The 22,200-nt window shown below is 69.7% G+C and carries 19 protein-coding genes; 10 read left to right on the top strand and 9 right to left on the bottom strand.

The window, feature by feature from the left end; genetic code table 11:
- Positions 1-110 precede the first annotated feature (110 nt).
- The 4 genes from DKG75_RS09455 to DKG75_RS09470 all read left to right on the top strand — a co-directional run bounded on the left by DKG75_RS09455 (position 111) and on the right by DKG75_RS09470 (position 5,513).
- Entirely contained in the window at positions 111-1,370 is a 1,260-nt protein-coding gene (locus tag DKG75_RS09455; RefSeq protein WP_166646386.1) for an MFS transporter, read from the top strand.
- A gap of 76 nt (positions 1,371-1,446) precedes the next feature.
- Positions 1,447-2,970, top strand: coding sequence for a WS/DGAT/MGAT family O-acyltransferase (locus DKG75_RS09460; RefSeq protein WP_109920828.1), 1,524 nt, complete (start codon positions 1,447-1,449; stop codon positions 2,968-2,970).
- 103 nt (positions 2,971-3,073) lie between these two features.
- Positions 3,074-4,258 (top strand): acyl-CoA dehydrogenase family protein, encoded by a 1,185-nt coding sequence (locus tag DKG75_RS09465; RefSeq protein ID WP_109920829.1) that lies wholly within the window; start codon positions 3,074-3,076, stop codon positions 4,256-4,258.
- Between the two features lie 43 nt (positions 4,259-4,301).
- Positions 4,302-5,513, top strand: a complete 1,212-nt coding sequence (locus tag DKG75_RS09470) for a DUF3047 domain-containing protein (RefSeq protein WP_166646385.1) — start codon at positions 4,302-4,304, stop codon at positions 5,511-5,513.
- Positions 5,514-5,519: 6 nt separating this feature from the next.
- Here DKG75_RS09470 and DKG75_RS09475 read toward each other — a convergent pair whose 3' ends face one another.
- The 5 genes from DKG75_RS09475 to DKG75_RS09495 form a co-directional block, all read right to left on the bottom strand.
- Positions 5,520-7,709: a hybrid sensor histidine kinase/response regulator gene (locus DKG75_RS09475; RefSeq protein ID WP_109920831.1), complete on the bottom strand. Its 2,190-nt coding sequence runs from the start codon at positions 7,707-7,709 to the stop codon at positions 5,520-5,522.
- A gap of 13 nt (positions 7,710-7,722) precedes the next feature.
- Positions 7,723-8,232: a putative pterin-binding protein gene (locus DKG75_RS09480; protein WP_133636823.1), complete on the bottom strand. Its 510-nt coding sequence runs from the start codon at positions 8,230-8,232 to the stop codon at positions 7,723-7,725.
- Positions 8,208-9,422, bottom strand: a complete 1,215-nt coding sequence (locus tag DKG75_RS09485) for an EAL domain-containing response regulator (protein WP_166646384.1) — start codon at positions 9,420-9,422, stop codon at positions 8,208-8,210. Before DKG75_RS09485 ends, DKG75_RS09480 begins: the two co-directional genes overlap by 25 nt.
- Before the next feature lie 154 nt (positions 9,423-9,576).
- Positions 9,577-10,212 carry a YiaD family glycine zipper/OmpA-like lipoprotein gene (locus tag DKG75_RS09490; RefSeq protein WP_109920834.1) on the bottom strand — a complete coding sequence of 212 codons (636 nt, stop codon included), beginning with the start codon at positions 10,210-10,212 and terminating at the stop codon, positions 9,577-9,579.
- Between the two features lie 152 nt (positions 10,213-10,364).
- Complete coding sequence (locus tag DKG75_RS09495) at positions 10,365-10,679, bottom strand: SCP2 sterol-binding domain-containing protein (protein ID WP_109920835.1); 315 nt, start codon at positions 10,677-10,679, stop codon at positions 10,365-10,367.
- A gap of 134 nt (positions 10,680-10,813) precedes the next feature.
- On the opposite strand from DKG75_RS09495, the gene DKG75_RS09500 reads away from it, so the two are divergent.
- Together DKG75_RS09500 and DKG75_RS09505 are read left to right on the top strand one after the other, a co-directional pair.
- Entirely contained in the window at positions 10,814-11,212 is a 399-nt protein-coding gene (locus DKG75_RS09500) for a Zn-ribbon domain-containing OB-fold protein (RefSeq protein WP_109920836.1), read from the top strand.
- Positions 11,212-12,366, top strand: a complete 1,155-nt coding sequence (locus DKG75_RS09505; protein WP_109920837.1) for a thiolase — start codon at positions 11,212-11,214, stop codon at positions 12,364-12,366. The genes DKG75_RS09500 and DKG75_RS09505 overlap by 1 nt, the downstream gene beginning before the upstream one ends.
- Positions 12,367-12,369: 3 nt before the next feature.
- Here DKG75_RS09505 and DKG75_RS09510 read toward each other — a convergent pair whose 3' ends face one another.
- Entirely contained in the window at positions 12,370-12,651 is a 282-nt protein-coding gene (locus DKG75_RS09510; protein ID WP_109920838.1) for a hypothetical protein, read from the bottom strand.
- An 87-nt stretch (positions 12,652-12,738) separates the two neighbouring features.
- On the opposite strand from DKG75_RS09510, the gene DKG75_RS09515 reads away from it, so the two are divergent.
- Together DKG75_RS09515 and DKG75_RS09520 are read left to right on the top strand one after the other, a co-directional pair.
- Entirely contained in the window at positions 12,739-13,029 is a 291-nt protein-coding gene (locus DKG75_RS09515) for a hypothetical protein (protein WP_109920839.1), read from the top strand.
- A gap of 6 nt (positions 13,030-13,035) precedes the next feature.
- A complete protein-coding gene (locus DKG75_RS09520) occupies positions 13,036-13,794 on the top strand; it encodes a TSUP family transporter (protein ID WP_109920840.1) in 759 nt (252 codons plus the stop codon).
- Positions 13,795-13,798: 4 nt separating this feature from the next.
- Here the strand turns inward: DKG75_RS09520 and DKG75_RS09525 are convergent, their stop codons facing one another.
- Entirely contained in the window at positions 13,799-17,305 is a 3,507-nt protein-coding gene (locus DKG75_RS09525) for an AMP-binding protein (RefSeq protein WP_109920841.1), read from the bottom strand.
- A gap of 443 nt (positions 17,306-17,748) precedes the next feature.
- Here DKG75_RS09525 and DKG75_RS09530 point away from each other — a divergent pair, with 443 nt between their 5' ends.
- Positions 17,749-18,705: an HD domain-containing protein gene (locus DKG75_RS09530; RefSeq protein ID WP_109920842.1), complete on the top strand. Its 957-nt coding sequence runs from the start codon at positions 17,749-17,751 to the stop codon at positions 18,703-18,705.
- A gap of 19 nt (positions 18,706-18,724) precedes the next feature.
- Here DKG75_RS09530 and DKG75_RS09535 read toward each other — a convergent pair whose 3' ends face one another.
- Together DKG75_RS09535 and DKG75_RS09540 are read right to left on the bottom strand one after the other, a co-directional pair.
- Positions 18,725-19,171 carry an MOSC domain-containing protein gene (locus DKG75_RS09535; protein ID WP_109920843.1) on the bottom strand — a complete coding sequence of 149 codons (447 nt, stop codon included), beginning with the start codon at positions 19,169-19,171 and terminating at the stop codon, positions 18,725-18,727.
- Positions 19,168-21,042, bottom strand: coding sequence for a trypsin-like peptidase domain-containing protein (locus DKG75_RS09540; RefSeq protein ID WP_109920844.1), 1,875 nt, complete (start codon positions 21,040-21,042; stop codon positions 19,168-19,170). Before DKG75_RS09540 ends, DKG75_RS09535 begins: the two co-directional genes overlap by 4 nt.
- Positions 21,043-21,271: 229 nt before the next feature.
- Between DKG75_RS09540 and DKG75_RS09545 the strand changes: the two genes are divergently transcribed.
- On the top strand, positions 21,272-22,189 hold the full coding sequence (locus tag DKG75_RS09545) for a LysR family transcriptional regulator (RefSeq protein WP_166646383.1): 918 nt from the start codon (positions 21,272-21,274) through the stop codon (positions 22,187-22,189).
- Positions 22,190-22,200 lie beyond the last annotated feature (11 nt).

Below are 22,200 nucleotides of genomic sequence, written 5' to 3' on the forward strand. Positions count from 1 at the left end.
ACGGAAAATGGGCGCCTTCAAGGCCCGTTGGCGGCAGGGCAGGGCTGTCTGCCGCGCCGCTTGCGAAGCCTCCGGCCGGCGGACAGACTGCCGGGCCTTTCGGGGAGAAGATGATGCTGCGATCCTTGGCGGCAGTGGCTGCGGTACTGGTGGGCATTGCGTTCGTTTCGGCCAGCACCGGCCTCGTCGCGACCACGGTCGGCATCCGCCTCGGGCTCGACAGGGTGCCGTCCTATCTCGTCTCGATCGTGCTGACCGGCTATCCGCTCGGCTTTCTCATCGGCTGCCTGTTCGGGCGCCAGGCGATCGGCGCGGTCGGCCCGGTGCGCGCCTTCGCCGCTTTCGGCGGGCTGGCCACCGCCTGCGCCCTCGGCCTGGCCCTGGTCGACAGTCCCTATGTCTGGGCGGTGCTGCGCGCCGGCACCGGCTTTTGCGCCGCCGGCCTTTATACCGTCACCGAAAGCTGGCTGAACGCCCGCTCGACCATGGCGACCCGGGGCGCCGTGCTCGCCAGCTACATGATCACGGACAAACTGTCCTATGCCGGGGGACAGGCGCTGGTCGCCTCCGCCGATCCGACGGCGCCGACCCTGTTCATGGTCGCAGGCGTACTGCTGGCCCTCTGCCTCGTGCCGGTCTCCCTGTCGCGGGCGGAGGCGCCCCGGGTCTCGGCCACCAGCCGCTATGGCCTGCGCCGGCTGATGGCGGTGTCACCGGTCGGCGTCGTCGCCACCATCGCCTGCGGCGCGGCCAATTCCGCCGTTTCCATGGCGGGGCCGACCTTCGCCTCGTCGATCGGCCTCGATACCGGCGAGATCGCCGTGTTCATGACCCTGCTGTTCATCGGCGGCCTGACCCTGCAATGGCCGATCGGCTGGGCCTCGGATCATTTCGACCGCCGCACCGTGCTGTTCGGCGCCCTGGTCGCGACCACGCTGGCGGCGGTCGCCATGGCCCTGGTCGGCAAATCGGCCGAGGCGCTCTATGTCCTCGGCTTCATGTACGGCGGCGCGGCCTTCGTCATCTATCCGCTCGCGGTCGGCCATGCCAACGACTTCATCGAGCCGGACCAGGTGGTCGGGGTTTCCGCCGGCCTGTTGATGTGCTGGGCGATCGGCTCGGTGGTCGGGCCGCCGCTGGCCAGCCAGCTGATGGGGGCGATGGGGCCGGCGGGCCTGTTCCTCTTCGTCGCCGTGGTCTATGCCCTGGCGGCCAGTTTCACCGCCTATCGCATGCGGGTGCGGGCGGCGCCGCCGACCAGCCGCCAGGGCCCCTTCGTGCCCATGCCGACGACGCCCTCGGTCGCCACCCTGAACCCCCGTTCCGCGAGCGCCATGCCCCAACCCGGCGACATTCGCGACGGTCCCTGACCAGAAGCGCGTTGATCGCCGCCGCGCGGCCCGCTACCCCTAAGCTAAATGGGCCGCGGGCCCCCGGGGAGAGAGCATGGAACGACTGAGCGGCCTGGACGCATCCTTTCTCTATCTGGAGACGCCGACCAACCACATGCATGTGGGTGGGCTGCTGATCCTGGAACCGCCGGCCGATGCGGGGGCGGGCTTCTTCGAGAAGGTGAAGGCCCTGGTCGCCGGCCGCCTGCATCTGGCCCGGGCCTATCGCCGCCGGCTGCAGTTCGTGCCGCTCGACATCGATCATCCGCTCTGGGTCGAGGATGCGGATTTCGACCTCGATTTCCACATGCGCCATATCGCCGTGCCGCCGCCGGGCACCGAGGCGGCCCTGATGGAACTGGTGGCGCGGCTGCATTCCCGGCCGCTCGACCGTTCCCGGCCCTTGTGGGAATTCTATGTCGTCGAGGGGCTGAGCGGTGGCCGGGTCGCGGTCTATACCAAGATCCACCATTGCTGCATCGACGGCGTGGCAGGCACGGAACTGATGGTCTCGCTGCTCGACTTCGGGCCCGAACCGCGCGAGACGCCGCCGCCCGACCGGCCCTGGGTGCCCGACCGCGCGCCCAACGAGATCGAAGTGCTGGCCCGCGCCGCCGTTCACGGCGTGGTCCAGCCGGTCGCCATGCTGCGCCGCCTGCCCAAGGTGCTCGGCACCGTGCTGAATGTCGGCCGCCGGGCGCTGGAACCGGGGGCGAAACTGCCGCCGGCCCCCTTCCAGGCGCCGCGCACCCCGTTCAACCGGGCCCTGACCCCGCACCGGCGCTTCGCCATCCGCACCCTGGCCCTGGGCGAGGTGAAGGCGGTGAAGAACCTGCTGGGCTGCACGGTGAACGATGTCGTGCTGGCGGTGTGCTCGGGGGCGCTGCGCCGGTTCCTGGCCGGGCGGGACGAATTGCCCGACCGGCCGCTGATCGCCATGTGTCCCATTTCCGTGCGCAGCGAGGCGGAGAAGGGCGAGATGAACAACCGCGTCTCCGCCATGCTGGTCTCGCTCGCCACCGATGTCGAGGATGTGATCGAGCGGGTGGCGACGATCAAGGATTCGACCCGCGACGCCAAGGAAAGCTACAAGGCCCTGCCGGCCGACATGCTGCGCGACTGGTCGCTGTTCGCCGCCCCCCTGGTGGCGGCGCGGGCGGCCCGGCTCTATTCCCGCTACAAGATCGCCGACCTGCACCGGCCGGTGTTCAACGTGGTGATTTCCAACGTGCCGGGGCCGGGTTTCCCGCTCTATCTGGCCGGGGCCCGGCTGGAACATATCTTCCCGGTCTCGATCCCGGCGGACGGGGTCGGCATCAACATCACCGTGCAGTCCTATATCGACCACATCGAATTCGGCGTGATCGGCGACCGCGAGATCCTGCCCGACATCGAGGATTTCGCCGATCTCCTGGCGCTCGCGCTCGGCGAGCTGAAGCAGGCGGCGACGACGCGGGCGGACGAGGCGGCGGAAATCGCGGCCCGCGTCGCCGCCCGCCCGGCCAAGGCGCTCGGCGCCGGCCGGATCAGGGCGACGGTCGAGGAAATTGTGAGCAGGGCGCGGCGCGCCGGGCCCTGAGCCCAGGGTGCCGCGACGTAACCGAACGCGAACTTGAGCCGGGCCCCCGGCTCGGCCATTCTGTGCCCCGACAACAAGAACACGCACAAGGGAGAGCGGGGCCATGGACCTGCGTTTCAGCGACAAGGACGAAGCCTTCCGCGCCGAGGTGCGGGCATTCCTGGCCACCCGCCTGACCGACGACCTGCGCGCCGCCGGCCGGGCCGCGACCAGCGCCTTTTCGGAAAAGGACTGGAATATCGGCTGGCTGAAGGTCCTGCACGCCCGGGGCTGGGCGGCGCCGCATTGGCCGGTCGAATACGGCGGCACCGGCTGGTCGGTCACCCAGCGCTATATCTTCGATACCGAATGCGCGCTGGCCCAGACCCCGCACCTCAGCCCCATGGGGCTCAAGATGGTGTCTTCGGTGATCATGGCCTATGGCCGCCAGGACCAGAAGGATTTCTACCTGCCGCGCATCCTGTCGGGCGACGACTACTGGTGCCAGGGCTATTCCGAGCCGGGCTCGGGCTCCGACCTCGCCTCGCTGAAATGCCGGGCGGTCAGCGACGGCGACGATTACGTCATCGACGGCACCAAGATCTGGACCACCCAGGCGCAATTCGCCAACCGCATGTTCGCCCTGGTGCGCACCGACAATACCCGCAAGCCGCAGGAAGGGATCACCTTCCTCCTGCTCGACATGGATACGCCGGGGATCACCATCCAGCCGATCATCACCATCGCCGGTGACCACGAGGTAAACCAGGTCTTCTTCGACGGCGTGCGCGTGCCGAAGGCCAACCGCCTGGGCGAGGAGGGCGACGGCTGGACCGTGGCCAAATATCTGCTGGCGCATGAGCGCGGCAATACCTGGGGCGCCGGCATCACGGTTTCCCTGCGGCGGGTCCGGCGCATCGCGGCCGAGACCGGCGTCCTGGACGAGCACGGTTTCCGCCACCGCCTGGTCGAGGCCGAGATCGCCCTCGAAGCCCTGACCATGACCGAGCACCGGGTGATGGCGGCCATCAGCCGGGGTGCCCTGATGATGGCCGAATCGTCGATGCTGAAGACGCAAGGGACGGAATTGATGCAGCGGGTGAACGAACTGGGGCTCGAAGCGCTCGACCACGCGGTCATGCCCTACGAGCACCGCTGGACGCGGCCGGGCGCCAACGACACGCCCTTCGGCCCGGGCGAGGCGCCGATCCTGATCGCGCAGTACCTGAACAACCGCGCCATGTCGATCTATGCCGGCACCAACGAGGTCCAGCGCAACATCATGGCGAAACTCGCCCTCGGCCTATAGTGCTATTGGCACCGCCCCGTTCCCCGCGTTCCATGGATCGGCCATGACAGAAGCACCAAGAGCCCTGCCGCGGGCCTATACGCCGGCAAAGACGACGGAACTCGGCATCGCCGCGCGGCTCGGCCTGCGCCGGCTGGCCAAGCGCTTTCGCGGCGGGCTCGAGCCCGCGCCCGACCTCGAGGGCTTCCGCCGCTTCTTCTCCAAGGTTCTGAAGCAATTGCCGGCGGGCACATTGGTCGATGCCCGGCTGGTGGAACTGCCGGCGACCCGCGCGCCCTGGACCGGGACCGGTATCACCCTCGACGCCGGCGACCGCGTCACCACCTTCGCCATCGGCCGCACCGACATGGCGAAACCGCTCGACATCTGGGTGGCGCCGCCCTTCCAGATGTGGCTGCGCATCGGCGCGGGGCCGGTCTTTCGGGGCACCCGCGACAGCCATTCCACGGTGGTCACCGGGGCCGGGGGCGAATTGTCCCTGGCCAGCTATTTCCCCGGCGAATGGGCGACGCCGGACGGCCGGCTGGGCACCGATCCGGCTGAATACGCCAAGGTCTCGGGCACCATCCTGGTCGCGGTCCTGGTCTGGGCCGTCCCGATCGAGGAAGGCTTGCAGCGCCTTGCCGCGCTCGGCGATTTCGCCGGGCTGGTCGCGGGCGAACTCGACCGCCTCGGCAACGGCCGCCAGCCGCCGGCCGGCTGGAAACATCTGTGGTTCCTCGGCGACAGCGAGACCTTCTTCCGCTGCGAGGAACCGGGCAAGTCCCGGGCCATCGCCTGCCATACGCGGCGCGACGTCGCCATTCTGCAATATGATGCCGATGCGGCGCTCGAACCTGGGCTGCGGCTCGAATGGAACTGGCGGGTCGACCGGCTGCCGACCGATCTCCGCGAGGATTCGCTGCCCAGCCACGACTATATGTCGATCGCGGTCGAATACGACAACGGCCAGGACCTGACCTATTACTGGAGCGCGGCGCTGCCGGTCGGCACGGTCTACCGCTGCCCGCTGCCGACCTGGAAGAGCCGCGAGACCCATGTCGTGCTGCGCAGCGGCCCGGACGGCCTAGGCCGCTGGCAGGCCGAGAGCCGGGACATTCATGCCGACTACGGCGCCGCGATCGGCGGGGCGGTGCCGGCACGGGTGAAGCGCGTCTGGCTGATCGCCAACAGCCTGTTCGGCCGGGGCGAGGGGATTTCGGTCTTCGCCGACATCACCCTGGTCGCGGGCGAGCGGCGCATCCCGATCGGCTGACCGCGGTCAGGCCGCCGGCCGCGCACCGACGGCGCGGCCGAGGGCGGTCATCAGGTCCGCGGCCGAGGTCGGCTTGCGGCAGAATTCGACCCCGGCCCCCGAGCGCGCGAGGTCGGCGACATCGGGGCCGTCGCGATCGATATTGGCCGACCACAGGACGACGGGGATGGCCAGCCCCGCCTGGCGTAGGGCCCGGATCAATTCGGTGCCGCGCATGGCCGGCATCAATTCGTCGGTCAGGAGGAGATCGAAGGCGCCGGGCGCGGCCACGAGGCGGGCCAGGGCTTCGGCCCCGTCATTCGCCATTTCGATGGCGTGGCCGGCGCGGGCCAGGGCTTCCGCCGTCGCCTCGCGCAGCATGGGGTCGTCCTCGGCGATCAGGATGCGCCAGGGGGCACTCGCCGGGGCCGCCGCTACCCCGGTCCGGCCGGCCTCGGGATCGGCAAGGGGCAGGATCAGGTCGCAGCGCGTCCCCTGGCCCTGGCGGCTGGACAGCACGACTTCGCCCCCGGCGCCGCCGACGATGCGGTGCACCGCGGCAAGGCCGAGGCCGGTGCCCTTGCCCACCGGCTTGGTCGTGAAGAAGGGTTCGAACACCCGGGCCAGCTGGGCTTCGGGAATGCCGGTGCCGTCGTCCTCCACCCGCAGCCGGATGAAGCGGCCCTGGCCCGACCGGCTGCCTCGCCGGACCGAGGGCCAGTCGCCGCAGTCGAGGTCGTCGGCGATGGTCAGGCGGATCAGGCCCGGCGGCTTGCGGATGGCGTCCCCGGCATTGACGCCGAGGTTCATCAGCACCTGCATCAGGTGGTCCGACGACAGCGCCACCGTCCGCGGTGCGCGCTCGCCCTCGACCAGGATGCGGATGTCATGGGGCAGGGCGCCGGTCAGCAGGCCCGCCCATTCCTCCACCGTCGCCTGAAGCTCGCAGGATTGGTTGGTCTCGGCCGCGGGGCGGCTGAAACTGAGGACCCGGTCGACGAGCACGCGGCCGCGCTTCGCCGCCGCCAGGATCTGGCCGCTGAAGCGCCGGGCGGGCGAGCCCGCCGCCGCATCCTCGTGCAGCAGTTCGGCATAGCCGTTGATCGAGGCGAGCATATTGTTGACGTCATGGGCGAAGCCGCTGGCCAGCCGGCCCACCGCCTCCATCTTCTGGGCGACCAGGAATTGTTCTTCCAGCAGGCGGCGGCTCCGGGCGTCGGCCAGCGTCTGGGTGATGTCGCGGGTGATGCACAGGATGCCGCCGTCGATCATGCGCGACAGGCTGATTTCCTGTTCGACCGGCCGGCCCAGGCGATTGACCCCGCTCGCATTGCCGCGCCAATGGCCGTCCCGCATGACGATCGGCATGACCTCGCCGGCGATGCGGTCGCGTTCGGCGGCGTCGTAGAGCGTGCTCCAATGCTTGCCCACCGCCTCGGCCTCGCCGGCGAAGCCGAACAGGCGCCAATGGGATTCGTTCATCGAAGTGAAATAGCCCGCGGCATCGGTCAGGGCGATGCCGTCGTTGGAGATGGCGACGGCAAGGTCCAGGCGCTGGTTCTGCAACTGCGCCGTCTCGGCCTCGGCCAGCAGCCGGCGTGCGCGCGAGGTCTGGGTCAGGGCGACCAGGATCAGGCCGCTGCCGAGCGCCAGCAGCGCTCCCAGCATCACCGCGATCTGGGTCGCGGAGCGATGCAGCGTATCGCGGTTGTAGACGAATTCGTCCTGATTCAGGCTGCGGCGCACGATTTCGCGGACCGGGGAGTCGAAGGCGGCCAGCGTCTCGTCGACCAGGCGGGGCGCGTCCTCCGCCCGGGCGAGCCCGTCCCGGCCGGCGCCCAGCCGGCGGTCGAGATCGACGAGGGCCGCGCGCAGCGCCTGGAGCGTGGCGTCGACGCCGGGCATGTTGCGCACGCCCTGGGTCTCCACCCCCTTGCCCAGGACTTCGACCCGGCTCCAGAAAATCTCGTAGCGCATCTGGAAATCGTCGCGGGCTTCCGCCGTGTCGCTCAACTGCTGGCGCAGGCCGGCAAGGCGCAGGCGGTCGAATTCCTGTTCCAGCTGGACGGCGGCCCAGCTGCCGGTGCGATAGGTGTGCTCGATCAGGCCGCGGGCCTCGCCCACCTCGCGGACGAGGTAGACCGAGGCCCCGGTATAGGTCGCCGCCAGCACCACGATGGCGGCCAGGACGAGACGGTTGCGCCGGGCCCGGCTCATGCGCGGCCGGGCATCATGAAACGGCGATGCGGCGCAACTGCCAGATCATGCGGGCATGGATCTCGTTGCGGGCAAGCGCGGGATATTCGGCCAGGGGGTAGTGCAGCCACAAGGGTCCCTTGTCGCGCACCGGCATGGCCTCGCCGTCGCAGGTCATGGCCAGCAGCAGGTCGTAAGCCCTGACGTCCGCCATCGGCACTTCGACCGCATAATCGTTGAGGGCGGTCATGGTCAGGGTCTCGCCCGCCGCCACCCCGCCTGCGGCGAGGACCGCGCGCAGCCGGGGGCCGCCATAGGTATTCACCGTCTCGGTCCAGGGGGTGATCTGCGCGATCGTGCCCTGCGGCAGCGCCCTGAGTGCGGCGAGGTCGAAGTCGCTGGTCCGCCCGGCCCTGTCGGTCAGGCTGAGCAGGGTTCCGCCCGCCGCCCGCGCCGGCGCGAACAGCGACAGGGGCACGAGGCCGGCGGCCCCGCCCGCGGCGAGCCCGAGGCCCAGCATCAAACGGCGCCGCGATCCGTCCATGGCAGATCCACTTTTCCCTTGAGCAGGTGGCGGGCGAAACCGGCGACATCGACCGGCCCGCCGAACAGAAAGCCCTGGCCGCGATCGCAGCCGAGATCGCGCAGGGCGGCCGCGGTCGCCTGGTCCTCCACCCCCTCGGCGACCGAAACCAGGTCGAGGTTGCGGGCGAGGTCGACGATCGCCCGGACGATGATGCGGGCGTCGCGGTCGGTGGTCATGCGCCGCACGAAGGACTGGTCGATCTTCAATTCCGAAAAGGGCATGGCGTGCAGCACGGCGAGAGAGGAAAAGCCGGTGCCGAAATCGTCGATCGCGAGGTCGAAGCCGCGGATGCGCATCCAGGTCAGGGCGCGGAGCGCGGTGGCATGGTCGCCCATCGCCGTCTGTTCCGTGATCTCGAAGCGGATCAGGCTGCGGTCGATGCCGGCGGCATCGAGCAGGGCGGCGGCATGGGGGCCGAAGCCGGGGTCGACGGCGATGCCGGCCTCGAGATTGATCGAGACCTTGCAGGGGGCGGCGCCCAGGTCCTGCCAGTGGCGGATCGCCTCGGCGGTGCCGGCCAGCATGTGGTCGGTCAGGGGGCGCCACAGGTTCTCGGCCTCGACCACCGGCATGAAATTCCGCGGCGCCGCCACGCTGCCGTCCAGCTTCACCCAGCGGGCCAGCGCCTCGGCCCCGACCACGGTCCCGGTCGCAAGGTCGATCTGCGGCTGGAAATAGGGCCTGATCTCGCCCCGTTCGAGCGCGGCCAGCAGATCGTCCGCCGCGGCCGGGCGGACGGCGCCGACCGCCGCCGCGATCGCAGCCGACAGGTCGGCCAGGGGAAAGGGCTTGCGGAACACGGCGGGCAGCAGCAGGCCCTGGGCCTCGGCATGGCGCCGGGCCGCGGTCAGGACCCGGTCGTCGGAGCCGCTGATCAGGAACACCGGCCCGCCATAGGCGGCGGTCGCGAGGAATTCGGCGGCCTGCAAGCCGTCCTGCTGGCCGAGGTTGAGGTCCATGACCACCGCCGAAGGGCAACCCTGGCCGCAGATCGATTCGAGTTCGGGCACCGAGCGCGCGGTCTCGACCGCGAAGCCGTCCCGCTCCAGGCGCAGGCGCAGAACCTCCGAAAGATCCGTGTCATCGTCGAGGATGAGCACGGAGGTGGGGGGCTTGCCGGCGCTGGGGGAGGTCGTAATCGAGGACATGATCCTATGCTGCCTTGATTTGCTTAACCCGGCCTTTCTCGGCCGGAGACCTTTTGGCGGCATTTCGCCGCAATTTGACCGAGTCTATACACAAAAACGGCCCTGGTCGCGCCAGGGCCGTTTAATTCTTAGGTCGAAAGCCGGGGGAGGGCGATCAGCCGGTATAGGGCCGGATCAGCACTTCGACGCGGCGGTTGCGCTGGCGCCCGAAGTCGGTGTTGTTGTCGGCGATCGGCTGGGTTTCGCCCATGCCATAGGCGTTCACGCGCTGGGGCACGACGCCGCGCGACATCAGATAGCTGGCGACCGAAGACGCCCGGCGCTCCGACAGCTGCTGGTTCATCTGGTCCGAGCCGACATTGTCGGTATGGCCGATGATGTCGATCAGGGACTGCGGATATTGGTTCAGGGTGGCGGCGACCTGGTCCAGCGGGCTGTAGAACTGCGGCTGGATCTCGGACGAACCGGTGCGGAAGGTGACGCCGCCCGGCATGATCAGGCGGATGCTGTCGCCCACGCGCTCGACCTCGACGCCGGTGCCGGCCATCTTCTCGCGCAGCTGGCGCTCCTGCTCGTCCATGTAATAGCCGACGGCGCCGCCGGTCAGCGCGCCGATGCCGGCGCCGATCAGGGCGCCTTGGCCGCGGTTGCCCGCGACCGCGGCACCGATGCCCGCGCCGACCAGCGCGCCGATGCCGGCGCCGGCGCCCGTGTTGGAAATCCGGCCGTCCTGGGCGCAGCCGGCCAGCAGGCCGCCGGCCAGGGCGATGATCAAGGCGTGCTTCAACATGGGATGCTCCCTCATGGCGCGGCACCGTTGCCGGTACCGGTTTCGCTCCATACTAGGTCCGGGCGCGGCCGCTTGCCAGACCGGTGCTGTGACCCTGGTCACAGCGCCTCGGATTCGGGCTTAGGAACGCCGTCCGGGCGCCGGCGGTTCCCCTATTTGTTCTGCAGGATCGGGCCGAGCTTCATGGCGACGCCCATATTGCCCTGCACCTTCAGGCGCCCGGTCATGAAGGCGGTGGTGCCGTTCAGCTTGCCGTCGGTCATGGCGCGGAAATCGTTCAGCGTGACCGAGATGGTGCAATCGGCCGGCCGGTCCTCGTTGGTCACCGTGTTCGGCTTGACGGTGCCGTCGATATAGACGAAGCCCTCGCCTCGGAAATCGACTTTCAGCGTCGCATCGAGGCTCGAATCGGCCCCGAGGCGGCGGGCCACTTCCGCGATGACATCGTCCAGATAGGCCGAACTCATGCTGTTTCACTCCTTGGCGGGCGGCGCCAGGATAATGGGCCCGGCGCTGATGGCAAGTCCGCGGCTTGCCGCCATCGCCGCCACTGGCTAGGGTGCCGGAAAATACAATGAAAAGCGGTTGAGGAGAGTGGGGGATGGAGATCCGTGTAACGGCGGCCGGGCCGGGCACCGAACGCCTGTGGCGCGATGCCCTGGGCGAGGGGCGGCTGACCCTGCCCTTCTGCGAGGCGTGCGGCCGCGCCCATTTCTTTCCCCGGGTGCTCTGCCCGCATTGCGGCGCCAATGCCATCGTGCTGCGCCCCGCCAGCGGCCGGGGCACGGTCCATTCGACCACCACCGTCCGCCGCCGGGCCGAGGAGGGTGGCGACTATAACGTCGCCCTGATCGATTTCGCCGAGGGGCCGCGCATGATGGCGCGGGTCGATGGCGTGGCGCCGGCCGCCGTCGCCATCGGCATGGCGGTCGAGGCCGCGATCGTGACCGAGGACGAGGCTCCCCTCGTGGTGTTCCGGCCGGTGGCGGAGGGGGCGTGATGGTCAATCCCCGCCTGCGCGGCACCGCCGCCATCGTCGGCGTCGGCCATGGCGGCATCGGCGCGGCGCCGGGCCGCACCGCCTTCGACATCGTCGGCGATGCCACCCATGCCGCGCTGGCCGACTGCGGCCTGAAACTGTCCGATATCGACGGCGTCTTTGCCGCCACCATGGTCAATTCCATGCCGGCGGTGAATGTCGTCGAATACCTGGGGCTGCGGCCCCGGGTGACCGAGGGCACCAATACCGGCGGCTCGTCCTTCCTCGCCCATCTGCAATGGGCGGCCCTCGCCCTCGATGCCGGCCTGTGCGAGGTGGCGCTGATCACCTATGGCTCGAATCAGAAGACCGGGGCGGGCAAATTCGTCTCGACCAGCGAGATCGTGCCGTTCGAGGCGCCCTACAAGCCGCGCTATCCGGTTTCCGCCTATGCCCTGGCGGCGGCGCGCCACATGCACGAGTTCGGCACCACGCGCGAGCATCTGGCCGAGGTGGCGGTGGCGGCCCGGACCTGGGCCAACCTGAACCCGGAAGCCTGCGCCCGGGGGCCCCTGTCGATCGGCGATGTGCTTGCCTCGCGCATGGTGTCCGATCCCCTGACGGTCAGGGACTGCTGTCTGGTGACCGACGGCGCCGGCGCCGTGATCATGACCAGGGCCGACCGGGCCCGTGATTTTCCGAAGCCGCCGGCCTATCTCCTCGGCGTCGCGGCGGAGAACTGGCACCGTTGGGTGTCCTCGATGCCGGACCTGACCACCACCGCGGCCAGCCGTTCCGGCCCCCGGGCGATGGCGATGGCCGGGGTCGGCCATGCCGATCTCGACCTCGTCATGCTCTATGACGCCTTCACCATCACGCCGATCATGTTCCTCGAAGATCTCGGCTTCTGCCCCAAGGGCGAGGGCGGGCGCTTCGTCGCCGACGGCCGGCTGCGCCACGGCGGCGGCTTCGCCCTCAACACCAACGGCGGCGGGCTGTCCTGTGTCCATCCCGGCATGTACGGGCTGTTCCTGCTGATCGAGGCGGTCCGGCAATTGCGCGGGGAATGCGGGGCCCGCCAGCTCGACCGCCCGAAACTGGCGCTCTGCCATGGCAACGGCGGCCATTGGTCGTCGCAGGTGACCGCGATCCTCGGCACCGGCGAGACGCTGTGACGGTCAGCGCCGGGGCTTGAGGCGGATCGCCATCGGGTGGCCGTCCGGGCGCGTCCCGGCGGCTTCGAGGCGCATGGTCAGGGTGACCGCGCCGCCGCAATGGGGGCAGGCGGCGTGGCGGCGCAATTCGGGCAGGGTGAAGTCCCGGCCCAATTGGCGCAGCAAGGCCGGCAGGTCGACGTCGGCGCCCCGGGCGCAGGACGGGCAGTCGAGGCGAAGGGCATAGCCGTGTTCCTCGATCTGGCCGATGGTGTTCAGGCGGACGGCGGGAAGTTTCGAGGCCATGGGCGGCGCAGCTCGGTCTGTGGCATTCTTCTCCCCGACCTTAAGCCGTGATGGCGAACGAAAGATTAACGACAGGGGTAAAGCCGCATGTATGCCGATGTCAGGCGGACCCTGTTCCAAGTGCTGCCCGGCGATGCCGAGACCGGGCAGGTCTATCTGGGCCTGCTGCTGTTCGTGCTCGTTTCGCTGGCCCTGCGCCGGGGGCTTGGCCACCTGGCGCCGATCGGCGTGGTCATCCTGGCCGGTCTCGGGCTAGAAGTGGCGGATGTCGCCGTCCTCGGACAATCGGCGCGGGGCGCGTTGCCGGATTTGCTGCATTTCGTCCTCGCCCCCCTGTTCCTGTTCGGGATGGCCCGCTTCCGCCTGCTGAAAGCCTGAGCCATCATGGAGTTCATCGCCGGCCCGGAAATCCTGGGCCTTCTGTTTCTCGTCGCCCTCGTCGCCGGCTGCATCGATGCCATCGCGGGTGGCGGCGGCCTGCTGACCGTGCCCGTGCTGCTCTCGGTCGGGGTGCCGCCGGCGCAGACATTGGCCACCAACAAGCTGCAGGGCACTTTCGGCTCCCTGGCCGCCAGCATCACCTTCATCCGCCGGGGCGAGATCGATCTCCGCGCCTTCTGGCCCTTCATCGCCGCCACCCTTGTCGGGGCCGTGATCGGGACCATCGGCGTCCGCATGATCGATGCCTCGGCCCTGGCCCGGATGATCCCGGTGCTGCTGGTCGGGGTCGCGCTCTATGTCCTGCTGTCGCCCCGGGCGGGCGATATCGAGGCCCACCGAAGGGTTTCCGACATTTTCTTCATCGCCCTGGTGGCGCCCCTGATCGGGGCCTACGACGGGTTCTTCGGGCCGGGCACCGGCTCCTTCTTCGCCATTGCCTTCGTCGCCCTGCTCGGCCATTCGCTGCGCCGGGCGACGGCTCATGCCAAGGTCCTGAACTTCACCTCGAACATCGCCTCGCTGGCCGTCTTCATCGGCGGCGGCCATGTCGTCTGGGTGATCGGCGGGGTGATGGCGCTCGGCCAGCTGATCGGCGCCCAGGTCGGGGCGCAGCTGGTGGTGAAGGTCGGGGCGCGGATCGTGCGCCCCGTCCTCGTGGTGATGTCGGTGGCCCTGGCCCTGAAACTGCTGCTCTGGGGCTGATCGATCAGCCCTTGCCCAGGGCCTGTTTCACCGCCTGGTAATCGGTCTTGCCCGAGCCGAGCAGGGGCAGTTCGGCGACATGGACGATGGTCTTCGGCAGCATCAGTTCGGTCAGGCCGCGGTCGTGCAGGTGCTTCGAGAAGGTGCCGCGGTCGGCGTCGGGGCAGGTCGTCATCATGGCCAGGCGCTCGCCCTTGGCGGGGTCGGGCAGGTTCACGACCGCATGGGCGAAATCGGGCCAGAGGTCGGCCGCCTCGTGCTCGACGGCGGCGAGGCTGACCATCTCGCCCGCGACCTTGGCGAAGCGCTTGGCCCGGCCGAGGATGGTGACGAAGCCGAGATCGTCGATCTCGACGATGTCGCCGGTGTCGTACCAGGCATCCGCCGGCGGCTCCAGTTCCGCCGGCCGGTCGGGGCGGAAATAGCCGAGCATGATGTTCGGCCCGCGCACGACGAGGCGGCCGCCGCGGTCGATGCCTTCGACCGGCTCCAGCCGGGCGCGCATGGCGGGCAGCAGGCGGCCGACCGAGCCGGGCTTGAACTGCATCGCGGTATTGACCGCGACCACCGGCGAGCATTCGGTGGTGCCATAGCCTTCGAGGATGCGGACGCCGAATTTCTCGCCGTAGATGCGCCGCGTCTCGTCCTTCACCCGTTCCGCCCCGGCGAAGATATAGCGGGTCGAATAGAAGTCGTAAGGGTGCGCCGCCCGGGCATAGCCGTTCAGGAAGGTATCGGTGCCGAACATCATGGTCGAGCCGGTCTCATAGACCAGTTCCGGGATCGCCCGGTAATGCAGCGGCGAGGGATAGAGGAAGGTCTTCACCCCCTGCAGCATGGGCAGGATCAGGCCGCCCAGCAGGCCGAAGGAATGGAACACCGGCAGGGGGTTCAGCACCTTGTCCTGGCCCGTGATGTCGACGATCGAGGCGATCTGGTTCTGGTTGGCGTTCAGGTTGCGGTGGCTGAGAACGACGCCCTTGGGCAGGCCCTCGCTGCCCGAGGTGAAGAGGACCACCGCCGGATCGTCCGGCTTGGAGACGGCATCGCCGTGGAAGAAGCGCGGCGCCCGGGCGGCGGCCAGGCCCCACAGCTTGTCGCCCAGCGACAGCTTGGTGCGGATATCCTCGAGATAGACGACTTCCGCCACCTCGCCGATCGCCTTCACCGCCTCGTCGAGCTTGCCGAGGGCGACGAAGCGGCGTGCCGTCAGCACGGTCTTCACCTTGGCGGTGCGGCAGGCGGAGGCCATGGTCGACGGCCCGGCGGAGAAATTCAGCATGGCCGGGACCCGGCCGAAGGCGGTGAGGGCGAAGAAAGTGACGGCGACGCCGGCCGAATTCGGCAGCAGCACGCCGACGATCTCGCGCTCCGCCGTCAGGCGCGACAGCGCCCGGCCGAGCACGAAGGTGCTCATGACGAAGCGGTTGTAGGTCAGGGGCTTGCGCTCCTGGTCCTCGACGATAGGGCTGGCGCCGCCGTGGTTGGTGCGGGCGCGCAGCAGGGCCTGCCACAGGTTGAGGTCGAGATCGGTCGATTCGAACATCATCTCGACCATGACGTCGTAGAGCTTGTTGCCGACGACCTGGCGGCGGTGGCGGCCGGCGATGCCGGCGGGCACGTCGAAGCGGCGCGGCTCCTGGATGTGGATCGTCACCTTGGGGAAAAGCCGGCGGTGCGTCTTGCCGCCGAGGCGCGAGAACAGGGAATATTGCGGCCCCTCGATGCGGATCGGCAGGATCGCGGCGCCGGCCCGGTCGGCGACCATGCCCGGGCCCTCGTAGATCTTCATCAGGCTGCCGGTCACGGTCGGCCGGCCTTCGGGGAAGATCACCATGGGCGTGCCGGCCTCGACCGCGCCGATCAGGGCCTTGACCGCGACCGGCTTCGAGGTGTCGACCGGGTGCAGCTTGATCAGCTTGGCCATCAGCCGGGCGGCGAAGGTCCGGCTGACGGCGGCGCTGGCGGCGAAATGGGGCGTGCCGGGCAGGAAGGCGGCCAGCAGGGGTGCATCGAGGTGGGAGACGTGGTTGGAGACGATCACCACCGGCGTGCCGTCGGCCGGGATATGGTGCCCGCCCGTGACCTCGACCCGGAACAGGAAGCGCAGCAGCTTGGCCGCCGCCTGCTTGAACAGGTGATCGGGCCACAGCCGGAGGGCGAGCGGCGCCGCCGCCAATGTCGCCAGCGCGACGACGAGGAGAAGCCCGGACAGGCCGAGGCCGAGGCCGGCGAGCGCCATGGCGGCTAGCAGCATGCCCAGCCCGCCGAGGCCGACCAGCATGCCGAGGATGGCATAGTGATGCGCCGTCGCCCGCTCGTCTTCCGGATCGGCGGCCAGGACGAGGAGGGGGATCGACAGCAGCCCGCCGCCCGCGGCGAAGAAGAGGATGTCGAGGCCGAGGCGGATCGCGCCCTCGCCGGCGAAGACGGCGAAGAGCGAGAGCGGCCCCGCCGCCTCGCCCGCCGCCGGCAGGCCCAGGCTGACGCCATAGGCATCGAAGGCGGCGAAGATCATCACGATCAGGGCCAGCGGCGTCCATGCGGCGCTGGCCTCGCCCCGGGTCAGGCGGAGTGCCAGATAGGCGCCGAAGGTGACGCCGAGGCCGAACAGGCCGATCAGGCTGAATTCGACCAGCGCATCGCCGCGCAGGAACTGGCGCGCCGCCGCCGGCAGATAGGCCAGCAGGACGATGGTCAGGCCGGTGAACCAGCCGATGCCGAGCGCGGCGGCCCAGGGCGCCTGCCGGGCGCGCATGCGGTCGATCGCCTGGATCACCCCGCCGCGGGCGAGGCCGGCCAGATCCAATTCGCCGTCCGCCGGCGGGGCGCCCACGGTGGTGGTGGCCAGCCGCCCGGTCAGCCACCAGGCGGCGCCTGCGATCACCACCAGGGCGGCGGCCAGCAGCGGCCCGCCGCCCGGCAGGGCGAGCAGGACATGGGCAAGGCCGATGCCGAGACCGGCGCCGAGAAAGACGGCGGAGAGTGCCGCCGCGAGCCCGGGCAGCCGCTCGGCCGGGGCCAGCCGGCGGTAGAGGGCGGAAAGCACCAGCGGCCCGAGCAAGGCGCCGACGATGCCGTCGAGGCCGAGGGCGATCCAGATCGCCAGCCCTTCCCGCGCGGCGATGCCGCCGGCGGCGACGACGGCGGCGAGCAGGGATACCGCCATGCACCAGGTGACCAGGGGCTGGCCCCGGCCGCGGGTGGCGACGGCGGCGGCGAGGCGCGGCAGCAGGATCGAGGGGACGAGCAGCAGGCCGGCGGCAAGCAGGCCGCGCAGGCCCGGCGCCCGGTCCGCCGCGGCGATATCGGAGACGAGGCCGGACGGGCCGAGCAGGGCGATGAAGATCGCCGCCACCGACAGGGCGAAGGCGAAGACGGCGATCACCAGGCGCGGCGCCGGCCCCCGGCCGAGCCGGTCCATCAGGCCCGTCGCGGGCGGCGGTTCGGGGGGATCGCGCTGGGGTTCGAGGGAGTCCGGCCTTGGCTGGGCATCGACGTGTTCGGTCATTCCGCGTCCCGTTCTTCCGTCGTCGGCGCCGCCGCGTGAGGGGCGGTATCGGGCCGGCCGGCGGCTTCGATCCAAAAGGTCCGGGGCACGCCACACTCCCCGGTCCAAGGTGATTAACGCAGATTTAGCCCCATCCGAAAGGGGCGATGGCGGTTTCCCCCTCAATTCTGCTGAATTTCACATTGTTCCGGCATGGCAAAAGGTGATCTAGAATGGCGCAGTGCCGGGGGGCGCCGGGCTTGGGGGGCTTTACCCCCGTGCCAATGTCGCCCGGTGTGATCTAGGTCACAGACGCAGAAGGTCCGCAGGCTGTCCGTATATGCGCATTCACGTCTGGCATTTTCGGCGGGTCTCCATGCAATTTCCACCTGTCCTCCGACCGCAGCATCCGCCGCCCGGCCGTTTCCGCCGGTGCCCGGGCTGTTGATCGATCCGGGGGCGTGATGACCGCGACATTGCAGGAAATCGCCGGAACCGCCGGCATCGATCTGGCGGCCGAACCTTTCGCCCTGGTCCAGGGCCATACCGCGCGGCGCGCCGCCCGGTCGATGATCGGCAGCTATCTGGCGCTCGAGGCGGCGCCGGAACCGAAGCTCGGCCCGATCGCCGACTGGGTGCTGGCCGCCTATGGCTTCGGGCCGGACCATCCCTATCGCCGGGCCGCCGCGCCGATCGCCGCCGCCATCGAGCGGCGGGACACGCCGGTGCCGGTCAATCCCTATCACAATGCCCATCACACCCTGGAAGTCCTGCTGAACGCCCATTACCTGGCGATCCGCAACGACCTGGTCGCGACCCACATCCGCCTGAACGACCGGGAACGGGCGCTGCTGTGCCTGTCCGCGCTGATCCACGACTACGAGCACGACGGCACCATGAACGGGCCGACCCGCTTCCGCCTGGAATCGCTGGCCTATGACACCGCGCATCCGCAATTCCGGGCCGCGGGCATGGACGAGGCGGATTGCGCCGCGATCCGGGCGATCGTGCTCGCCACCGATCCGGCGGGGCCCAATCTCTACATGAAGGCGCTGCACAGCGCCGCCTTCTACGGCGGCCTGCCGCCGGAGCCTGGGCAGGCCTTCGCCGAACTGAAGCCGCTGGCGGACGATCGCCGCCTGCTGCGCATGGCGGCGCTGCTGAACGATGCCGACCTGCTGTCGTCGGCCGGGCTCAGCGTCGATTACGCCGACCGGCAGTCGGCGAAACTGGGGGCGGAGGGCGGCCGCAAGCTGGACTGCGCGGATATGCTGCGCTTTCTCCAGCATATCGTCGGCGGCAGTTTCACCACCCGCGCCGCGCGCTTCTTCAACCTCAATATGTTCCTGATCAAGTCCTTCGCCGAGATGGACGTTCACGATTCGAACGACGGCGTGGATGCGCCCCTGATCCGGCCCTGACTCGTCAGGGAATCGGGTTTCAGGCCGGCGCGACCGTATCGCCCAGGGCGATGGCGCCGCCCTGGAGCACGCGGCAGGTGACGCCGCCGCGCCAATCCGGCGTCAGGGCCCTTGTCAGGCCGGGCAATTGGGCATCCATGCGCGAGCAGGGGTCGGTTTCCCCCGTCACTTCGAGCACGACCGGGCCGATGGCGACGCGGGCGCCGACGGTACGGGGCAGGGCGATGCCTTCGACCAGCAGGTTGGCCCGGCGCAGGGTCCAGGGGGCATGGGCCGGCGGGGGCGCGATCTCGGCGACGGCGGCGGCGAACCCTTCGGCCGCCAGCACGGTCACCTGGCGCTTGCCGGGCCTGCCCCTGATGTCGCCGGCGACCCCGGCCGTGGCCGTGATCTCCACCTGGTCCAGGGTTTCCATGGCGGCGCGCGGCCTGGCGCGGCGGGCGATGCCGATCAGGCGCCCGGTCATTTCCAGCACTCCACCAGCACCGTATAGCGCCGGGCGATCTCGCCGACATCGGCGGCGGACAGCGGCGTGATCGAATCGGCGGCCACCGGCACCACCTGGGCCCGGTTCAGGAAGGCGGAAACCACCCGTCCCTTGATGGCGAAATTCACGTTCTGCGGAATGTCGCCATAGGCATCGACCACTTCGAGGGCGTCGAGCTTGGCCGAGACGATGCCGATGACATGGCCCGAACGGTCGAGCAGCGGCCCGCCGGAATTGCCCGGCTGCACCGGCGCCGAAATCTGGAAGTAATCGGGATCGTCGCGCAGCCCCGCATTGGCGCTGATCGTGCCCGTGGCGACATTGGCTTCCGACGACAGCAGCCCGCGCAGGGGATAGCCGATGGCGACGACATCGTCGCCCGGGCGCACATCCTTGCCCATGCGGAACACGGCATGGGCGGGCGGGACGGACGAGGCGCGCAGCAGGGCGAGGTCGTGGGCGGCGTCGCTGGCGAGCACGGTGGCGGCGCCGATCGCCTCCCGCCCCAGGCGCAGCTTCAGGTCGCTGCAGGCGGCGATGACGTGATGGTTGGTCAGCACCATGCCGCTTTGGGAAATGAAGAAGCCGGAGCCGGTCGAATCCAGTTCGGTGCGGCTGCGCTCGGGCGGGGGCTGGTCGGCGGGGCCGGTGCTGGCGACCCGGGGCGCGGCGCTGCCCGGGCCGGCGCGGCGCAGCCATTCGTCGGCCCGGCGCCGGGCTTCCTTGGTTTCCGCCCGTTCCATGCGCTCGCTCAGGTCGCCCCGCTCCTCGAGGGCGGCTTCGCGGTCGGGGCCGGAGCCCATGGACTCGATGGCGATGGTCAGCCACTTATAGGCTTCGATCAGGTCCTGGGGCACGCCCTGGCCATCGCGGTGCAGGGCGGCCAAGTTGCGCATGGCGCTGGTATTGCCGCGCTGGGCGGCCTGTTCGTACCAATAGGCGGCCTCGTCGGGCGCGCGGGCGATGCCGTCGCCGGAATCGAGCAGGACGCCCAGGTTGTTCTGGGCCGCGGCATTGCCCTGTTCGGCCGCCTTGCGGTACCAGAGCGCTGCCTCCGCCTTGTTGGCGGGAATGCCTTCGCCGGCATCCAGCATCAGGGCAAGGTTGAACTGCGCCTCGACATCGCCCTGTTCGGCGGCCTTGCGGTACCATTTGGCCGCTTCGATATCGTCGAGGGGGACGCCGGTGCCGAAATCGAACATGACGCCCAGGTTGAACTGGGCGCGGGCGAAGCCCTGTTCGGCGGCGGCGGCATACCAGCGCGCGGCCTCCACCTTGTCCTCGGCGATGCCGATGCCCTTGTCGTAAAGGACGCCCAGGTTGTTCTGGGCCTTGGCGTGGCCCTGTTCGGCGGCCTTGCGGTACCAGTCCGCGGCGGCGATCGGGTCGCGCAGGATGCCGTCGCCATTCTCCAGCATCAGGGCCAGATTATACTGCGCGCCGACATGGCCGGTGATCGCGGCCTTGCGGTACCAGAAGGCAGCCTCTTCCTTGTTCACCTGCACGCCCTTGCCGGAATCATAGAGCAGGGCGAGGTTGAACTGGGCATCCGGATTGCCGCGCTCGGCGGCGAGGCGGTACCATTTGGCCGCCTCGGCATCGTTTTCGGCCAGGCCCTGGCCATTGTCGAGCATGACGCCGACGCCGAACTGGGCATCGGAATCGCCGCCCTCGGCCAGGGGCAGCCAGACGCGATAGGCCTCCACGTAGTCGCCGCGCTCGTAGGCGGCGAACCCTTCCTGGTAATTCGCCGCCCAGGCCGGAATCCCGGCCGCCATGAGCACGAACGAACCGAGCAGGGCGATCGCGCCGACAGCGGCAACAGAGCTGCGGCGGCCAAAAGGCATCATGGCAGAGGCACCAATGCGGAAAATCCGATGCAGTCGGGCAGATGTCCTTCGGACAAGTGTCTTTGGGCAAATGTCTCGACTGTTGTCATACAGGATTTAACTTAGACCGGCCGTTTTCGAGTCGCGACCTTTTTGCAAGCGCGAAATGCGTTTCCTCGGCGGGTGTGGTAACCGGATCGCGCTTTGCCGGGGGCTGCGCGGCGCTTCAACTGCGGCTATGTCTTGGACCATGCAGGATTGGGATGATCTGAAGATCGCGCTGGCGATCGCCCGCCACGGCACGCTGACCGCGGCCGGCCGTGCCCTCGGCCTCAACCAGTCGACCATGGGGCGGCGGCTGTCGGCGCTCGAGGCCGCGGTCGGCCGGCCTTTGTTCGAGCGCCAGGGCACCAGCCTGGTGGCCACCGAACTGGGGGCCAGGGTGGTCGCCGCCGCCGAGCATATGGCGGGGACTGTGGCCGAATTGTCGGTCGAACTGGCGGGCGGGCCGCTGCCGCTCGAAGGCGTGCTGCGCCTCTCGGCGCCGGAACTGCTGATCGCGCCCTTTCTGGCGCCGCGCCTTGCCCCCTTCGTCTCCAGCCATCCGGGGCTTGCCCTCGAACTCGTCTCGGACGAGCGGCCGCCGGTGCTCGCCCGGCGCGACAGCGATATCGCGCTTCGCTTCGCCCTGCCCGACCAGGCGGAGCTTTTCGTCCGCCGCGTCGCTTTCGTCGCCTTCGCGGTCTATGCCGCGCCGCGCTATGTGCTGGCGGCCGGCCTCGATCCGGAGGAGCGGCGCTCGCCGGTGGCGGGCACCTTTGCCGGCTGCGACGCGATCGGCCCGCCGCCCGAACTGTCGGGGGCGGCGGATGCCCAATGGTTCGCCCAGATCGCCCGGGGCGCCCGGCCGGCGCTGCGCGTCGACGGCACGCCGGCGCAGCTGGCGGCGGTCAAGGCCGGGCTCGGCCTTGCCCTGCTGCCCTGCTTCATCGGCGACGACGAGGGCCTGACCCGCCTGACCGCGCCCGGCGCCTGCCCCTTGCGCGAAGTCTGGCTGGCGGTGCACCGCGACCTGCGCCATGCGCCGCGGCTGCGCGCCACCATCGACCAGATCAGCGCGATCATGAAGCGCGATCGCCCGGCCCTGATGGGTGCGCCGCGCCCTTGATCCGAACCGTA

It is taken from the genome of Zavarzinia compransoris (assembly GCF_003173055.1).
Taxonomy (GTDB): Bacteria; Pseudomonadota; Alphaproteobacteria; order Zavarziniales; family Zavarziniaceae; genus Zavarzinia; species Zavarzinia compransoris.

What these genes read in the sequence shown, in the direction of transcription:
- DKG75_RS09530 (WP_109920842.1), top strand. Translation starts at nt 17,749, where the DNA reads ATGACCGCGACATTGCAGGAAATCGCCGGAACCGCCGGCATCGATCTG.
- DKG75_RS09515 (WP_109920839.1), top strand. Translation starts at nt 12,739, where the DNA reads ATGTATGCCGATGTCAGGCGGACCCTGTTCCAAGTGCTGCCCGGCGAT.
- DKG75_RS09510 (WP_109920838.1), bottom strand. Translation starts at nt 12,651, where the DNA reads ATGGCCTCGAAACTTCCCGCCGTCCGCCTGAACACCATCGGCCAGATC.
- DKG75_RS09545 (WP_166646383.1), top strand. Translation starts at nt 21,272, where the DNA reads ATGCAGGATTGGGATGATCTGAAGATCGCGCTGGCGATCGCCCGCCAC.
- DKG75_RS09540 (WP_109920844.1), bottom strand. Translation starts at nt 21,042, where the DNA reads ATGATGCCTTTTGGCCGCCGCAGCTCTGTTGCCGCTGTCGGCGCGATC.
- DKG75_RS09465 (WP_109920829.1), top strand. Translation starts at nt 3,074, where the DNA reads ATGGACCTGCGTTTCAGCGACAAGGACGAAGCCTTCCGCGCCGAGGTG.
- DKG75_RS09490 (WP_109920834.1), bottom strand. Translation starts at nt 10,212, where the DNA reads ATGTTGAAGCACGCCTTGATCATCGCCCTGGCCGGCGGCCTGCTGGCC.
- DKG75_RS09535 (WP_109920843.1), bottom strand. Translation starts at nt 19,171, where the DNA reads ATGACCGGGCGCCTGATCGGCATCGCCCGCCGCGCCAGGCCGCGCGCC.
- DKG75_RS09480 (WP_133636823.1), bottom strand. Translation starts at nt 8,232, where the DNA reads ATGGACGGATCGCGGCGCCGTTTGATGCTGGGCCTCGGGCTCGCCGCG.
- DKG75_RS09485 (WP_166646384.1), bottom strand. Translation starts at nt 9,422, where the DNA reads ATGTCCTCGATTACGACCTCCCCCAGCGCCGGCAAGCCCCCCACCTCC.
- DKG75_RS09470 (WP_166646385.1), top strand. Translation starts at nt 4,302, where the DNA reads ATGACAGAAGCACCAAGAGCCCTGCCGCGGGCCTATACGCCGGCAAAG.
- DKG75_RS09520 (WP_109920840.1), top strand. Translation starts at nt 13,036, where the DNA reads ATGGAGTTCATCGCCGGCCCGGAAATCCTGGGCCTTCTGTTTCTCGTC.
- DKG75_RS09495 (WP_109920835.1), bottom strand. Translation starts at nt 10,679, where the DNA reads ATGAGTTCGGCCTATCTGGACGATGTCATCGCGGAAGTGGCCCGCCGC.
- DKG75_RS09455 (WP_166646386.1), top strand. Translation starts at nt 111, where the DNA reads ATGATGCTGCGATCCTTGGCGGCAGTGGCTGCGGTACTGGTGGGCATT.
- DKG75_RS09475 (WP_109920831.1), bottom strand. Translation starts at nt 7,709, where the DNA reads ATGAGCCGGGCCCGGCGCAACCGTCTCGTCCTGGCCGCCATCGTGGTG.
- DKG75_RS09525 (WP_109920841.1), bottom strand. Translation starts at nt 17,305, where the DNA reads ATGACCGAACACGTCGATGCCCAGCCAAGGCCGGACTCCCTCGAACCC.
- DKG75_RS09460 (WP_109920828.1), top strand. Translation starts at nt 1,447, where the DNA reads ATGGAACGACTGAGCGGCCTGGACGCATCCTTTCTCTATCTGGAGACG.
- DKG75_RS09505 (WP_109920837.1), top strand. Translation starts at nt 11,212, where the DNA reads ATGGTCAATCCCCGCCTGCGCGGCACCGCCGCCATCGTCGGCGTCGGC.
- DKG75_RS09500 (WP_109920836.1), top strand. Translation starts at nt 10,814, where the DNA reads ATGGAGATCCGTGTAACGGCGGCCGGGCCGGGCACCGAACGCCTGTGG.